We start from the raw sequence: 15,764 nt of genomic DNA, 5'->3' as shown, positions 1-15,764 counted from the left end.
CACAATCAAGCTGCAGATAAACGGAACTGATTAGCCAGTTGCTGTTGTTCCAGTCCTAGCTGACTGAGCGCACTGCTGGTTTTCGCGGTTTCTTCAATTGCGACCGAAGATTGCTCTGTCACCACTTGAATATTGGTGAGGCTGCGATTTATCTCCTCAGCCACAGTGCTTTGCTGCAGTGCAGCTGCAGCAATTTGCTGATTCATTGCCTGAATATTTCTAATATTACTGATAATTTGCTCAATCGCAGCCGTCGCATCGTCAGTCGATTTGAAGACATCGTTAGCCATCCCCGCGTTGGCTTGCATTGCCAGCACCGCCTGCTCAGTTTTTTGCTGTAAACGTTTTATCACTTCACTGATTTTTGTGGTGGATTGTTGTGCCCGATTTGCCAGCTGCCTAACCTCATCCGCAACCACCGAAAACCCCCTGCCAGCTTCGCCAGCACGTGCGGCTTCTATAGCTGCATTAAGTGCCAGCAAGTTAGTTTGCTCAGTAATACCCGATATAACACTAACAATTTCGCCTATGCTGGCAGCCTCTTCTTGTAAGGCCGAAATAGCGTTAGCCGATTCACTCACCTCCTGCGCCAGGCTCTTAATACCTGTCATAGTGCGATCCAGTACCCGGTTACTAAATTCAGCCTGCTCAGCTGAATGCGTTGCAGCAGTTGACGCCTCTTCTGCACTGCGAGCAACGTCCTGCACAGTCGCCGTCATTTCGTTCATCGCCGTTGCTACCTGCATAGTTTCCATTTTTTGTTGGGCAACTCCGGTACTGGTTTGTTGCGAAATCACCGCCATTTCTTCGGTCGAACTGGCGAGCTGGGTAATGCCGCTGGATAAACGTAAAATCAGCTGTCGCAAGCTCAACGTCATACGTTGCATTGCCTGCATTAACTGCCCTAACTCATCGGTGCGAACTGAATGTAAATCTGCAGTTAAGTCACCATCCGCGATTTTATCTGCAACTTCAACAACTTGCTGTAGAGGTTTAACAATCATTCGGGTAATGATAAGTGCAGCGGTTATCCCCAATATCAAGGCCAAAACGCTAGAAAACATCAGTACCGCTTTAAGTTGTTGCTCTTCACTGGCTAAACGCTCAAGTTGTCGTTCCAACGAGCTATCTGCATCGGATACCACAGCACGCGCCTGCTCTGTTAGCTGTTGCTCAGAGGCTTCCAGCTGAACACTGAGCTGACGAAAGCGACTAAACTCGGCACGATAAGCATTAAGTTGTTGGTTAATCTCGGTCAACAACTGCTGAACTTCGGTTTCAGTGCTACTCTGCTGTAATTGCGGCACAATTTGCTCCAACACAGTTAACTGCGCCAACAGTGCCTGATACACGGCGTTATCTTTACTGATGATAAAATTGCGTTCTAGCCGCCGGGCTTCCATTAAGGCTCTATTGGCATCGGAAGCTAGCTGAGAGTAGCGCAAAGCGTTAATACTTTCTGAATTTCCCTGACGTTCGATAGCAGCAGTAGCCTTGGCCCGGAAATCCTGTTCCAACTGGTTAAAGCTTCTGATGGCAGCGTACGCCTGTGCTTCCATCTGTTGTTGGCGACTCTGATTCTCTTGCTCTAGTCGCTGATAATTTCGCAGTTCTTGTTGATAATTTCTGGCCTGTTGCTGCAAGGTTTGCATAAGCAACACACTCTCAGGGGTGCTAAAATCCGCTATGGCAGCTCCGGCAAGGCCTAAACTCTGGTCAACTAAGGCAACTGCCTCATCGATGTAGCGCGCATCTCCACGCAGAATAAAATTTTTCTCTTGCTGTCTGGCGTCGGAGATTAACAAACTAATACTTTTCACATTGTTCAGTAAGGTAAAACGTTCACTTAACGCACTCAGAGCTTGAAAGCTCAGCGTGCTGATGGTTAATAAAATTGCCAGCACTACCGCAAAACCGCTGAGCAACTTTCTTTTGACACTTAAATTCAACACTAACTGGCTTAAACTAGACATGGCGCTATTCTCCAATATTGTCTGCGTTTGTTTACGCTTCTATGTCTACGTAGCGATTTAGTTTTCTGGTCAAAAAAAATTAGAAAAATTTAATATTTTTTATTATTCATAAAAATCATAAGCTTGAAGTTAAACCTTCATGTCAGAGCCCTTTGAAGACGCTTAGCAGTAACCAAAATATAAACTTTATTCATGTGCTTAAAACGCTGCTTGCGCTACTGGTGATTGGTGCTATTGTCGTCGGTAATAGCGCTTATCAGGGCAGCAATTTAACTGATGCCAGCCTTGGTGCCGAGGCCATCTGGGGCGATACCGCCTGGCGACGTGCACTGGCAAAGCGGACAGCTTTGAATCCCTGGGCGCTATTGCTGGGCTTTATCGCCTCCGCTATCCTATGGCAGGGTAACTATCAGCGAGTTGAGCACTGGCTAATTGGCTTAGTTCTGCTGATGAGCCTGGCATTTATCAGTAGTATGCTGCTGACCCGGCCTGACTTGGGTGCCATGCTGCGAGGACTCTTTGTACCGACGCTGCCAGACGGTGCAACCTTAACCATTGTACCGACGCTGCCAGACGGTGCAACCTTAACCATTATTGCTCTGATTGGTACCACGGTGGTGCCTTATTCGCTGTTTTCACACGCGGCCAGTGCAGCACAAAATGGCGAACAACGGATAAGACAGAGGCGCTGGGCGAGTCAGCAGCCGATTTACGTACCGCAATTCCGCTGGGAACTTTGATTACTCTAGCCATAATCTCAATCGCGGCAACGGCATTTTTCGGTAAAGGGCTCAGTTTAAACAATGCGGGTGAGCTGGCGTTGTCGTTGGAGCCTCTATTTGATCGTGGCGCCCGCTATCTAATGGCGCTGGGATTACTGGCGGCAGGGTTATCTTTGGCGCTAACAGCACCGCTGGCAGCAGCCTATGCACTGCAGGGACTGTTGACGCTTAACGCAACGCAGTTTCGGCTGACCTAGCTGTTAGTAATGTCAATTGGGGTCGTCGTGTCCAGCCTCGCTTTGAAACCGTTAAGCGTGATCTGGTTCGCGCAGGTTGCCAACGGCATTCTACTGCCGATTATTACCCTATGCTCGCTATTGGCGGTCAACGCGCCTAACCTCGGCCAATATCGGCACAATCTGCTCGGCCTCGCCGTATTCGCGGTTACCTTAATGCTAAGCGGCCGCCCCCTCTACCTCGCCTTCAACTAACTTATCCACAAGACTCCGGTACCGGCCAAAGCTCAGACCTCCGGCCAGTACCGGAGTCTTGTGGATAATTTTTCGGCTACCCGCTAGTTTGGCTGCTCTACAGTCAGTTGCAACCAACCAGCAAAACAATTCTTATGAAATAATTAATCCCTGCTCCAATGCCAACAACACAGCACGTGTGCGGTCGCGAACCCCCAATTTACTGAGAATGGTGGAACACTGATTTTTTACCGTACCTTCAGATTTAGACAAGGCGCTGGCAATCTCTTTATTACTGTAACCTGCTGCCATCAACTGCAATATTTCAAGCTCTTTATCGGTTAACGCTTCAAAAGCTACCGGTTTACTAAAAGCAGTTTTTGGTTGTTTTCGCACCTGAGTAAGTAAGCGCTCAGTTATATTAGGATGAAAAAAGCTACCACCGCTGGCCAAGGCAGCAATGGCCGATACCAGTGTGTCCAGCGACACATCTTTTAGCAAAAAGCCCTTAGCGCCAGTTTGGATACTTTGCAATACTAAATCATGCTCATCGAACGTTGTTAACACTAAAACGGGTGTGCTTATGGCGGCTTGTTGCAAAGCCTGTAAGGTTTCAATGCCATCCATTATTGGCATAGAGAGATCGAGCAAAATTACGTCTGGTCGATGAACCTGACAAAGCGCCACAACACTGGTACCATCGGCAGCGTCAGCCACTACCTGAACTTTGCCCGATATCGCTAATAAACTACGAATACCCTCACGAATTAATTTTTGATCATCTACCAGCAATACTTTAAACACGGACATGCTCCTGCGGTAAGCGCAGCTCTAAACGCATAGCACCAGTATGATCACTTACTTGTAAACTGCCACCGCATTCAGCTAAACGCTCTTGCATACCCGTTAGACCATTTCCCGATTGCCAATTACTTACCACCTGGCCATTATCTGTGATAGTGAGCACTACGTGCTGCTGATCTACCCTTGCACTGATACAAAGTTTAGTGGCCCTGGCGTGCTTTAAGGTATTACTGATGGCTTCCCGCACCAGCATCAATATATGCTGGGCTGGTAGAACACCGGAGAGGCTTAACTCGGCTGGAATATCCAACTCCACCTGTAACGGTTTGGGTAAACTTGCTAGCAGCGGCTTTAACAGTTGCTGCAAATTAAGATCAGAATGTTCACGCATTGAACTTACGACCTCACGCACATCAGACAGCAATAACCTGGCCAATTGCAAACTTTGCTCTACCTGCTGCTTGGCCTCTCCCTCTGTATGATAGCAGGCAATCTGCAGCTGAATGGTGAGTGCCGTTAGATGGTGTCCCAGTAAATCGTGCAAATCTCGGGCAATACGCATGCGCTCATTTTGGCGCGATGCCGCTAATAACAGTTGCTGGGCGCTTTGTAGCTCCAGATTTTTCGCGGCCAACGCCTGTTTAGCCTGTTGTTCAGCAGTAATAGCACTTTGCATTATCACCGCAAAGAGGTGAAATGCACCATATAAGCTAGCGGTGATCCACAAACTGCGTTGTTCTAAGTAAGCCTGTAAACTAAACCAACTCACCACGATTACTGCACTTAACAACAGTGCCCGACGCTGCGACATACTATGCGGTAATAAACAGACCCAGATAATGGTTAGAATGGAAAGATAATCAAACTGCCTCGGCGGTAGTATCACTAACAATGAAAAAGCACACAGTAATGTTAACCATAACAAATAACGACCATAGCGTCCGCTCAGGCCACAACTATGATGTTCTTGCGTGAGTAAGATAAAGCCGATGCCATAGAGCAACAGAAGTAACGTAACCAGCACAATAGGTTGTTCACCCGGTAAACGCTGCAGGATAAGTAAGGTTAGCGCCGACACCAACAGCCAGGTTAAAACACCAGCTAGGGTCTCAAGAGGGAAACGTAGCTTCATTAACGTATTATCTGCGTTTAACTAATAACTGCAATAGGCCAAAAGTCATGTTTTAACATGCTGACTTCTGGCACCTGTATCGCCTCCAAACCTTCATTACACTGCAGGCTGCAAACAATGGAGGCTTTGTCATGTCAACCATACATTCCACTTTACTTTACGTACACATTCTACTGGGGGCAATATGTCTGCTGCTGTTTTGGCTGCCAATTGTAAGCAAGAAAGGTAGCAAAATACATAATGTCAGCGGTCGTCTCTATTATAAGATGATGCTTTTTATCGCAGCCTCTGGCGCTATTATGAGTATCTTGGTACTGATCGATCCTATTGCGGTCTATACCAGCGGTAACCCCCTACCTGCGGATAAACAGGAACACTTTGCCCGCGTAAGACGACATTTTTCCTCTTTTCTATTGCTGCTCAGTGTTCTTACCTGGGTTACCGTTCGCCATGCCTATGCTGTCTTACAAGCGAAATCTGCTTTGCAGCAACTTAAGTGTTGGCAACTGCAATTACCGGTTCTGCTGCTGTTGCTCGGTAGTTGCTACATGCTTTGGTCGGGCTGGAAAAGCGGTACTGTGCTCTTTATGGTTTTTTCTACTGTAGGGATCGTGACTGCTATAAGTATTTGGCGTTATACCTGGCAAACAAAGCTAGCTCAGCGGCAATGGATTATTGAGCACTTCAGCTCGATGATTGCCAGCGGTATCGCACTTTATACCGCATTTTTTGCCGCAGGCGGTAGAAGGATGCTAGCTGGGATATTAACCGGGCACTGGCAAATAGTCAGTTGGCTAATCGCGCCCATTATAGGGGTATTGGCAATAACGTTATTTAAGAAGTACTTTGAACGCAAATTTCGAGTTGCCCCCTAACTTATTGTGGATAAATCATTAACATACCCACACAACTCCGGTACCGGCCGGAGGTCCGAGCTCTGGCCGGTACCGGAGTTGTGTGGATAATAGAGGTTAGTTGAAAGTGAAGTTGTAATTCAAGATCAGTCGGTTTTCGTCGATGTCGGTACGGTAGTTGGCGCGGGCGGTGACGTTGCGCAGACGCAAGCTGAAGCCTTTTAAAGTACCGTGCTGAATGCTATAGGCCAAATCCAAATCCCGCTCAAAGGCTGCACCATCGGTTATCATGCCAACTTTGGCACCATGACTTTTGATATAACGCAGGGTGCTACTGAAGCCGGGCAGCCCGAAAAAGCTAAAGTCTGTATCGTAGCGCAGTTGCCAGGAGCGCTCACCGGCCGAGGCAAATTCAAAGGTTGGTACTTCGTTGCCCAAAATACTGACATTGGCAAATACCCGAGGGAAGGCGCTGTCGCCGCGCATTTGCTGATAGCCGATATAGCCGGTATGGGCGCCCTGCTGTAACGAAAACAGCGCGTACAGTGCCTGGTTGTCCAGTTGGTTTAACAACGCCCGGCCGTGTTCTTGCGCGGAAAAAAAGCCAATATTCGCCTTAAATTGCAGCTGTTTAGTCACTGCCAACTGCTGCTGCCAGTTAAGATAGGCTTGCTGATAGAGATCTTCCAGCTGCGCATACCAAAGCCGCCACTGGCTGTTCGCCGTTAACTGATAATCAGCGCCAAGATAGCGAAAGCTGTCGCTGCTGACCTGGCGCTGCGGCACATGCCCCAGCATAGCCTGTAATTTATCGCGCCCGGCGCGGTTTCGCAGACTAGTACTTTCCAGATAGCCAGCCTGTAATGTTAGCTTGCTGCTCAGCACAGAATGCAAACTGGCGCCCTGATAGGTTGGCGGTAATAACCGGATATCGCTATAGGTTAATACCGGCAAATTCGGCAGCAACTCCCCTACTCTTAACTCAGTGCCGCCGGCCTTTAGTTTTAGCGTACCGGCCAGCCGGCCGTAGCTGTCGGCGGCAGTGCCATCGTCGTCCAATGCCAGTAAACCGCTGTTAATTTTGCTGCGACTGCTGTCGAGCTTAACGCCGGCGAAGGCATGCACGTCAAAACCGACCTGCAGCGGCGTCGCACTATAGCCGGATTTAAAGCTTGCCACCGCCCCTTGTGCCCATTCGGTTGCGCGCCGTGGCCCCGGACTTTTAAGATCGCTAAACTCACGCGAGAAATAGTAGTTTCTTAGCTGTAAATCAAGCTTGCTCTCCTGCCACAGTGGGGTGATTTCCCCATCAGCCTGTGCGGCATTGGCAATAACAGCTGCAAGACTAAAAACGATATAAGATAAAGACTTAGCTGCTTTAGAGCGGTTTGTTTTGCTAAATTCAGGCCGCAGGAAGCCGCCACACATATCATTGCGCATAAAAAATCCTGTCGAAAAAGTATTAGGGTGTTAGTTCGTTCTGTTTATAAGTAAGTACAACATGGGTCAGTAAGCCGGCGGTTAGGCCCCAAAAGGCGGCAGCCAGACCGAATAAGCTGACGCCCGAGCTGGTAAGTAGCAAGGTAATCAGGGCGGCTTCGCGGGTTTTGGGCTCTGCCATGGCAGAGTGCAAGGCGCCGGCAATAGCACCAAACAGCGCCAGCCCCGCTAAGGCCGCAATAAAAGCCCTGGGAAAAGCACTAAACAGTGCCACCAGGGTGCCGCCAAAGATCCCCAGCAGCAGATACGCCACACCACCACTGATACCGGCGATATAGCGCCTGGCCGGATCCGGATGCGCATCTTTGCCAGTGCAGATCGCCGCAGTAATGGCGGCCAGGTTTAAACCATGACAACCAAAGGGCGCCAGCGCTGCACTGCCCAGCGCACTATGGGTTAACAGCGGGCTGGCGGCCAGTGGGTAACCGGCTTGTCGTAGCACTGCCATACCCGGCATAAACTGGCCGCTTAGTGCCACCAGCAATAGCGGCACCGACACATTAAGCAAAGCCTGCAGGCTAAATACCGGCGTAGTCCACACCACTGTGGCTAACTGCCAGCTGATCAGCTTGGTATCGACCTGCCCCTGCCACAATGCTATGGTTAGCCCGGTCAGTAATACCAGCACGATGGCGTAACGCGGTAAAAAGCGCCGCCCCAGCAGATAAGCCAGTAACATTAACAAGACCAGTAGCGGGTTTTGCGGCAATACCCCAAATACCGCCATGCCAAACTGCAGTAAGATGCCACACAACATAGCTGCCGTAATGGCCGGCGGTAACAGCTTTAGCAGCCGGTCAAAGGCACCGGTTAGCCCCAGCAGCAGTAGCAACAACGCGGTCATCAGATAAGCGCCAACGGCTTCGGCATAACTTAATCCCGGTAACAGTGTTAATAGCAGCGCTGAGCCGGGCGCCGACCAGGCGATAATCACCGGCACCTTGTAGTAATAACTGAGGGCAATGCCCAGTACACCACTGCCAATCGAGATGGCCCAGATCCAAGAGCTCAGCAGGGCTGCGGGTAACTCCGCCACAGCGGCAACCTGAAAAATAATCAACAAAGGGCCGGCATAGGAAATCAAGGTCGCAATTAAGCCGGCCACCAACGCTGATACTGAGCTATCCCGCAGTAGAGTTCGCATTGCTTATACCCGTTGTTTTTGTAAGACAAAAGCCGGTGCTGCCTTGCCCCTGCGCTGGCTTAATACAAACACCGACATCGCCACAGATGCAATCACGCCGGGTACGGCAAAGGCCATAAAGTTCAGTTGCAATGGCAGGCTAATCGCCAGCAAAGACCCGCCCAGCAAGGGACCCACTATGGCGCCGTTACGGCCAATTCCCGACGCCCAGCCAAGACCGGTGGAACGGATATTCAGGTTATAGAACTGTGCGGCACAGGCATACAGCAGGATCTGACTGCCAATGGTGGTGGCGCCGGCAATGGCAATCAGTGAATACAGCACAACCATCGGTGGTTTAAAGCCAAGTAAGGTAATAGACACCGCGGCAATAGCAAAAAACACCGCCAATACCTTGGGTAGATTTAGTTTATCACCCAGTACACCGCCACCGACCGCACCAAAGATGGCACCAAAATTCAGTACCAGCAGGAAGGCTAAACTGGAGCCCAGACTATAGCCGGCATTAGCCATTAACTTCGGTAACCAGGAACCCAGCGCATACACCATCAGCAAGCAGCAGAAAAACGCCAGCCACAGCATCAGGGTGCCCAGCGCACGACCGTCGGTAAATAGCTCTTTAACCGGTTTACCAGCAGGTTTATTGTCGGCCAAAAGCAATTCGGATTGCGTGGTTAATGACAACGCCGGCTCTACCTTTTGCAGCATTTGCCGCGCTTCGCTATGACGGCCGCGTTTAATTAAAAAGCCAACCGACTCAGGCAGTAACAGCATAATCAACGGCAGTAATAACAGCGGAATGCCGGCAAGATAGAACATAACTTCCCAGCCAAAGTTGGGCAAAAGCCAAATGCCGAGGCCAGCCGACAACATACCACCAACCGAATAGCCGCTAAACATAATAGCAACCAGAGTGCTGCGGATTTTCTTCGGCGCATATTCGTTCATCAGCGCCACCACATTGGGCATCACGCCGCCAATACCTAAACCAGCAATAAAGCGGCAAATGGCGAATTCAGTCACATCACGGGCAAAGCCGTTTAAAAAGGTAAAGCCGCTAAATAGCACCACACAGATGGCGATGGCTTTTTTGCGGCCAATTTTGTCGGCCAGCGGACCAAAAAACAGTGCGCCGAACATCATGCCAAACAATGCGTAGCTGCCAAGGGCACCGGCTTGCATTGGGGTAAGTTGCCATTCCTGCATCAGTACCGGCAGCACGACACCGTATATCACCAGATCGTAGCCGTCGAAGATAATAATCAGTGCACAGAGTAGCAGTACCCGCCAGTGAAAGCGGTTAAAGCGGGCGTTGTCGATGGTTTGGTTGACATCGAGCCTGTTGTCGGGCCGGTTACTGCCGGCAGGGTGTATTGTTGTGTTTGGCATTGCGGTGTTCTCTCTATCTTCCTGTTGATGGATAGGCTGGCGAGGCAACCCTATCGGTATGGTGTATTTTTCACCATTACCCAGAAGATACGCTGCTTATAGCGTGATAATCCAACACCGAATCAGTATGTCACTATACCGAGAAAGTATGGAAAACTATTGCTATTCGGATTTGGATATGCTTGAAAAACAGGCGGGATTTTAGGGTTTCAGCTCGGGATTTAGCGAGAAAGAGATAAATTTGTAGACTCGCATGATTTTGCCCCGAGACTGGAGCATCCGGCGGTAATTCTCATTTTCGGCTTCGATTAGTTTGGCTTAGTCGAACCGCCAGGCTGCTTACAGCCGATATTGCACGCAAAGACGCCGTAAATACATCCCTGGGGGTTATAAACTTCATCCTGAAGTTTACCCTTCGGGCCAGGGCAAACTTCAGGATGAAGTTTGTAACCCTACAGGGATGGGTTCACGGCGTGCCCCAGGAAAGTTGTACGGCGCGTTTAGCCGCCGGATGCACTTATCCTGCTGCTGGATACTAGCCCCGCAAAAACTGACTTAGCGCCCGGTTAAAGGCTGCGGGTTGTTCCAGATTGGAGATATGCGAGGCTTTTAACGATACCAGGCTGGCACTGGGGCAAGCCTGTACAATCGCCTCGGCGTCTGCCACTGTGGTTACCGGATCGGCGCTACCGGCGATAACTAACAACGGCAACTGGATCCGTGACAGATCCGCGCGTAAATCTGCCTCGGCCAGGGCATCGCAGCAGGCGGCATAACCCTCCTTATCTTGCTCAGCTAAGGTATCCGTTAACTGCTCAACTAAGGCGGCATGCTTGCGAATAAAGCCCGGGGTAAACCAGCGCTGTGGTGCTGATTTTGCAAGCTCAATCAGGCCTTGCTCGCGCACTGTAGCTGCCCTGCTCTGCCAGCCCTCGGCGCTGCCGATTTTCGCCGCAGTATTGGCTACCGCAATCCGCATAAAACGCTCCGGCGCATAGATCGCCAACCATAGCCCGGTTAAGCCACCCATTGAAATGCCGCAAAAATGCGCCTTTTTAATGCCGAGTGCGCCCAATACGCAAAGTGCGTCCTGCCCCAGCCGCGTCAGGCTATAGGGGCCGGCGGGTTTATCCGACTCGCCATGACCGCGGCTGTCATAGCTAATCAGATAAAAGTATTTGGTCAGGGCATCGATTTGTGGCTGCCACATTTGCCAGCGGGTACCCAGCGAGTTGGATAACAACAGCGCCGGGTTAGCCTGATCGCCTGCGGTTTGGTAGTACAGCTGGACCTTATCGTCGGTTTTAACGAACATCTGTCGCCTCCAGCCGTTCGATAATCATGGCAATGCCCTGACCGACGCCGATACACATGGTGCATAAACCATAAAGACCACCGCTACGTTCCAGCTGCTGTAAAGCGCTGATGACCAGCCGCGCGCCGGATGCGCCGAGTGGATGACCGAGCGCGATAGCGCCGCCATTAGGGTTGACTCTGGCTTCGTCATCAGCCAAACCCAGGTCGCGGGTGACTGCCAGTGCCTGCGCCGCGAAGGCTTCGTTTAGTTCAATGACATCCATTTGCGCCAAATTAAGCCCGGTTAATGCCAGCACTTTCTTCACCGCAGGTGCCGGGCCAAAGCCCATAATCCGCGGCGCGACACCCGCAACGGCGGTACCTAAAATGCGGGCACGCGGCGTCAGTTGCTGCGCTTTTACTGCCTCTGCCGAGGCCAGTAACAGCGCACAGGCGCCGTCATTAACACCCGAGGCATTACCGGCGGTCACTGTACCGTCAGCTTTAACCACTGGCTTTAGTTTTTGCAGGGCGGCTAAGGTGGTGTCCGGGCGTAGGTGTTCATCTTCGTTTATGACTAACGGCTCGCCTTTACGCTGTGGGATCAATACCGGCGTAATTTCTGCCGCCAGAATACCGGCCTGTTGGGCAGCAGCGGCGCGCTGTTGGCTGCGCAGTGCAAAAGCATCCTGATCGGCGCGGTTGATATTAAAATCTTCGGCGACATTTTCGGCTGTGGCGGGCATTGCATCGACACCATGCAGCTCTGCCATTAGCGGGTTAATAAAGCGCCAGCCGATGGTGGTGTCTTCAATTTTTTGATTGCGCGAAAACGCGCTGTCGGCTTTACCCATCACAAAGGGCGCCCGCGACATACTCTCTACGCCGCCGGCAATCAATAATTGCTGCTCGCCACTTTTAATAGCGCGGGCCGCAATAGCAATGGCATCCAGACTGGAGCCGCACAGCCGGTTAACTGTAGTACCCGGCACCTCGACCGGCAAACCGGCCAGTAAGGCTGCCATTCGCGCTACGTTGCGGTTATCTTCACCGGCCTGATTGGCGCAGCCATAGACCACATCATCCACTGCCTGCCAGTTGACCTGCGGCTGGCGGGCCATTAAGGCTTTAATCGGGACCGCGGCCAAATCATCAGCGCGTACGGCAGCTAAGGCGCCACCAAAACGGCCAAAGGGCGTCCGGATGGCATCACAAATATAGACTTCACTCATTATTAGCTCCTCAGCCTTACTGACAGTTAGCAGAAAATTGCAGCGCTGCGCCAGTCATCGCCTGCAACTGCTCGCGGCTAATACCCGGTACCATTTCCTGTACCAGCAGGCCCTGTGGTGTCACATCAATCACCGCCAGATCGGTGTAAATGCGAGCGACACAGCCAACACCCGTTAACGGATAGCTACAGCGCTCAACAATCTTTGGCTCGCCTTTTTTGGTGACATGATCGGTCGTCACAAAGACCTTGCGGGCACCCACGGCTAAATCCATCGCCCCGCCAACCGCCGGAATGGCATCAGCGGCACCGGTATGCCAGTTGGCCAGATCGCCATTGGCAGCGATTTGAAAGGCACCGAGTACGCAGATATCGATATGGCCGCCGCGCATCATGGTAAAGGAATCGCCATGATGGAAATAACAACCGCCGGTTAGCAAGGTAACAAACTCCTTGCCGGCGTTAATCAACTCCGGATCTTCCTCGCCCGGCGCCGGTGCCGGGCCCATGCCCAGCAGGCCGTTTTCGCTGTGTAAAAAGATTTCTTTTTCCGGATCGAGAAAGTTGGCAATTCGCGTTGGTAAGCCGATACCCAGGTTGACATAGCTACCTTCCGGAATATCGCGGGCAACCCGCGCCGCCAGTTGATCGCGGTTTAATGGCTGATACATCATGACGCGGCTCCTTATACTGCAACCAGTTGTTGAACAAAAATACCCGGTGTCACTACCTGCTCCGGATCCAGCGCGCCCAGCGGGACAATTTCGCTAACCTGCGCAATAGTGACCTTAGCCGCGGCGGCCATAATAGGGCCGAAGTTACGTGCGGTTTTGCGGTACACCAAATTGCCCCAGCGATCGCCATGCTGCGCTTTAATCAGCGCAAAGTCGGCGCTGATCGGGTATTCCAGCACATAGTGTTTACCATTGATTTCTCGGGTTTCTTTACCTTCCGCCAGCAAGGTGCCATAACCAGTAGGAGTAAAGACGGCGCCAAGGCCTGAACCTGCGGCCTGAATTCGGCAAGCCAGGTTGCCTTGTGGCACCAGTTCCAGTTCAATTTCACCGGCACGGTACAGCGCATCGAACTCGTAAGAGTCGGACTGGCGTGGGAAAGAGCAGATCATCTTTTTCACCCGGCGGGCTTTTAACAGCGCCGCCAGCCCGGTGTCGCCGTTACCGGCGTTGTTATTAACAATGGTCAGCTCGCGCGCCCCCTGAGCGATTAAGGCATCAATCAGCTCAGCCGGCTGGCCGGCGCTACCAAAGCCGCCAATCATCACCGTTGCGCCATCGTAAATTTGCGCCACCGCGTCAGCGGCGGTCGCCACAGTTTTATCTATCATCTGTTCACCTGCTTCGCTGTGCCAGCAACTGGCAAAGCTTAAGTTAAAGAGTTAACGGCGCTGGTTCGCCCTGTTTGCCGCTTAGCCCTGATCGCCGCCACCTACCGGCAAGACAGTGCCGGTAATGTAAGAGGCCTGATCAGAGGCCAGAAACAAAATCGCCTGTACCTGCTCGTTAATGCTGCCGTAGCGCTTCATCAGGCTCGATTCGATGGTCTGATCGACAATTTGCTGATACCAGACCTGCTCGTCGGCACTCAGTGGCTTCGGGTTGCGCGGCACTTTGCGTGGTGGCGCTTCAGTGCCGCCAGTGGCGACCGCATTGACCCGAATGCCATCAGCAGCATGCTCAAACGCCAGACTGGCGGTTAAGGCATTAACACCGCCTTTGGCAGCCGAATAAGGGATGCGGTTAATACCGCAGGTGGCAATCGAAGACACATTGACAATGGCGCCGGCTTGCTGCGCCAGCATCGCTGGCAATACGGCACGGCAGCTCCACAGCGTCGGCATTAAGGAGCGACGGATTTCAGCTTCAATTTCATCCGGCTGATAGTGCTGATATGGCTTAGCCCAGATGGTGCCGCCGACGTTATTAATCAGCACATCAATGCGGCCAAACTGTGTCAGCGCCGCCTGCACCATCTGCTCGGCGCCGCTCCAGCTTTCCAGATCAGCTTCCACGGTCAGAATATCGCTGTCAGCCAGGCCGGTTGCGGCTTTAATTTCCGCGGCCACCTCCGGCAAAAAGCTGGCGCGGTCAACCAATACCAGCTTGGCGGCTTCCTGTGCCAGCGCTTCGGCGACACCGCGGCCGATGCCCTGAGCTGCGCCGGTAACCAGTACCACTTTATTGACAAAGCGTGCGTTCATCTTAGGCTCCGACACTGGCTGAGAATTTCTCGTAGTGGAAACTTACCGGGGTAATTTGTGCGGTATTCAGCCAGTTACGGACTGCATCCACCATCGCCACCGGACCACACAGATAAATATCGACATCGCCCTGATTCAGCCACGCCTCGTCAATATGCGCCGTAACATAGCCCTTGCGCGGATGCTGACTGGCCTCGCTGGCCACCACAGTGCGATAGTCAAACCAGCTGTGTTGCGCTTTAAAAGCAGCCAGTTTGTCCAGCTCAACTAAATCCTGATCATGCGTTACACCAAACACCAGATTCACCGGATAAGCACTGCCGGTTTGCGCTAACACATCCAGCATCGCCATAAAGGGCGCAATACCGGTACCACCGGCCAGCATTAATACCGGCCGTTGTACCGGACGCAGGTAAAAGCTGCCATAGGGGCCGCTAAAACTCATCGCCTGGCCGACTTTGGCGCCTTGAGTTAAAAAGCTGCTCATCAGACCGCCCGGGACATTGCGTACGATAAAGCTGACGCTGTCCTGACCCGGGCCGGAACTAAAGGAATAGGCACGGCTATCCTGAGTGCCCGGTACGGCGACCTTAACGTATTGCCCGGCCAGAAAACTTAGCGCAGCCGGTTGCTCTGGCGCGATAGTAAAGCAAATGGTGGAATCGCTCGGCTGGCTCAGCGCCGTCAGGGTGCCGGCAAACTCGGCCATGCCGGTTTTACAGCTGGTCGACGAAGCCGGAATTTGCACCACGCAATCAGACTTGGGCCGCATCTGACAGCCCAGAATATAGCCTTGTGCGGCTTCTTCTGGGGTTAGCGCATCTTCGATATACAGCTCGGGCGGCATCTCGTACTTGCCCGACTCACAAAAGCCGCGGCAGGTACCGCAGGCGCCGTCACGGCAGTCCAGCGGAATATTAATTTTCTGGCGGTAAGCGGCATCGGATAACAGCTCACCGTCTTTGCAGTCGATAAAGCGGGTGACACCGTCTTCAAACTGTAAGGCAATACGAAAGGTCATAGCAGGCTCC

14 protein-coding genes and 1 pseudogene are annotated in these 15,764 nt (G+C 51.9%); 3 read left to right on the top strand and 12 right to left on the bottom strand.

Annotation, left to right across the window (positions count from 1 at the left end; genetic code table 11):
• Nucleotides 1-5: 5 nt before the first annotated feature.
• On the bottom strand, nucleotides 6-1,973 hold the full coding sequence (locus IE163_RS10740) for a methyl-accepting chemotaxis protein (protein ID WP_189432957.1): 1,968 nt from the start codon (nucleotides 1,971-1,973) through the stop codon (nucleotides 6-8).
• Nucleotides 1,974-2,167: 194 nt separating this feature from the next.
• Between IE163_RS10740 and IE163_RS17995 the strand changes: the two are divergent.
• Nucleotides 2,168-2,952: pseudogene (locus IE163_RS17995) on the top strand (divalent metal cation transporter).
• A gap of 9 nt (nucleotides 2,953-2,961) precedes the next feature.
• Nucleotides 2,962-3,186, top strand: coding sequence for a hypothetical protein (locus IE163_RS17820; protein ID WP_229833528.1), 225 nt, complete (start codon nucleotides 2,962-2,964; stop codon nucleotides 3,184-3,186).
• 132 nt (nucleotides 3,187-3,318) lie between these two features.
• Here IE163_RS17820 and IE163_RS10730 read toward each other — a convergent pair whose 3' ends face one another.
• Nucleotides 3,319-3,969 (bottom strand): response regulator, encoded by a 651-nt coding sequence (locus tag IE163_RS10730; protein WP_189432956.1) that lies wholly within the window; start codon nucleotides 3,967-3,969, stop codon nucleotides 3,319-3,321.
• A complete protein-coding gene (locus IE163_RS10725) occupies nucleotides 3,962-5,101 on the bottom strand; it encodes a sensor histidine kinase (protein ID WP_189432955.1) in 1,140 nt (379 codons plus the stop codon). The genes IE163_RS10730 and IE163_RS10725 overlap by 8 nt, the downstream gene beginning before the upstream one ends.
• Nucleotides 5,102-5,400: 299 nt before the next feature.
• Here IE163_RS10725 and IE163_RS10720 point away from each other — a divergent pair, with 299 nt between their 5' ends.
• Complete coding sequence (locus tag IE163_RS10720; RefSeq protein ID WP_229833527.1) at nucleotides 5,401-5,976, top strand: hypothetical protein; 576 nt, start codon at nucleotides 5,401-5,403, stop codon at nucleotides 5,974-5,976.
• A gap of 96 nt (nucleotides 5,977-6,072) precedes the next feature.
• Here IE163_RS10720 and IE163_RS10715 read toward each other — a convergent pair whose 3' ends face one another.
• From IE163_RS10715 to benC, 9 genes are all read right to left on the bottom strand, one after another.
• Nucleotides 6,073-7,395 (bottom strand): OprD family outer membrane porin, encoded by a 1,323-nt coding sequence (locus IE163_RS10715; RefSeq protein WP_189432953.1) that lies wholly within the window; start codon nucleotides 7,393-7,395, stop codon nucleotides 6,073-6,075.
• Nucleotides 7,396-7,417: 22 nt separating this feature from the next.
• The gene (locus tag IE163_RS10710; protein WP_008983210.1) at nucleotides 7,418-8,599 is read right to left on the bottom strand and encodes a benzoate/H(+) symporter BenE family transporter; all 1,182 of its coding nucleotides are present in this window, start codon (nucleotides 8,597-8,599) and stop codon (nucleotides 7,418-7,420) included.
• 3 nt (nucleotides 8,600-8,602) lie between these two features.
• Entirely contained in the window at nucleotides 8,603-9,988 is a 1,386-nt protein-coding gene (locus IE163_RS10705; RefSeq protein WP_189432952.1) for an MFS transporter, read from the bottom strand.
• A gap of 535 nt (nucleotides 9,989-10,523) precedes the next feature.
• A complete protein-coding gene (gene pcaD, locus IE163_RS10700) occupies nucleotides 10,524-11,303 on the bottom strand; it encodes a 3-oxoadipate enol-lactonase (RefSeq protein WP_189432951.1) in 780 nt (259 codons plus the stop codon).
• Nucleotides 11,293-12,516 (bottom strand): 3-oxoadipyl-CoA thiolase, encoded by a 1,224-nt coding sequence (gene pcaF / locus IE163_RS10695; RefSeq protein WP_189432950.1) that lies wholly within the window; start codon nucleotides 12,514-12,516, stop codon nucleotides 11,293-11,295. Before pcaF ends, pcaD begins: the two co-directional genes overlap by 11 nt.
• Before the next feature lie 16 nt (nucleotides 12,517-12,532).
• Nucleotides 12,533-13,189, bottom strand: a complete 657-nt coding sequence (locus tag IE163_RS10690; RefSeq protein WP_189432949.1) for a 3-oxoacid CoA-transferase subunit B — start codon at nucleotides 13,187-13,189, stop codon at nucleotides 12,533-12,535.
• Nucleotides 13,190-13,200: 11 nt separating this feature from the next.
• Entirely contained in the window at nucleotides 13,201-13,860 is a 660-nt protein-coding gene (locus tag IE163_RS10685; RefSeq protein WP_189432948.1) for a 3-oxoacid CoA-transferase subunit A, read from the bottom strand.
• Nucleotides 13,861-13,941: 81 nt separating this feature from the next.
• Nucleotides 13,942-14,733: a benzoate diol dehydrogenase BenD gene (gene benD / locus IE163_RS10680; protein ID WP_189432947.1), complete on the bottom strand. Its 792-nt coding sequence runs from the start codon at nucleotides 14,731-14,733 to the stop codon at nucleotides 13,942-13,944.
• Nucleotide 14,734: 1 nt separating this feature from the next.
• Nucleotides 14,735-15,754: a benzoate 1,2-dioxygenase electron transfer component BenC gene (benC, locus tag IE163_RS10675; protein ID WP_189432946.1), complete on the bottom strand. Its 1,020-nt coding sequence runs from the start codon at nucleotides 15,752-15,754 to the stop codon at nucleotides 14,735-14,737.
• Nucleotides 15,755-15,764: the final 10 nt, after the last annotated feature.

Source organism: Alishewanella longhuensis (genome assembly GCF_014653435.1).
Taxonomy (GTDB): Bacteria; Pseudomonadota; Gammaproteobacteria; order Enterobacterales; family Alteromonadaceae; genus Alishewanella; species Alishewanella longhuensis.
This window is presented reverse-complemented; position numbering and strand designations above follow the sequence as displayed.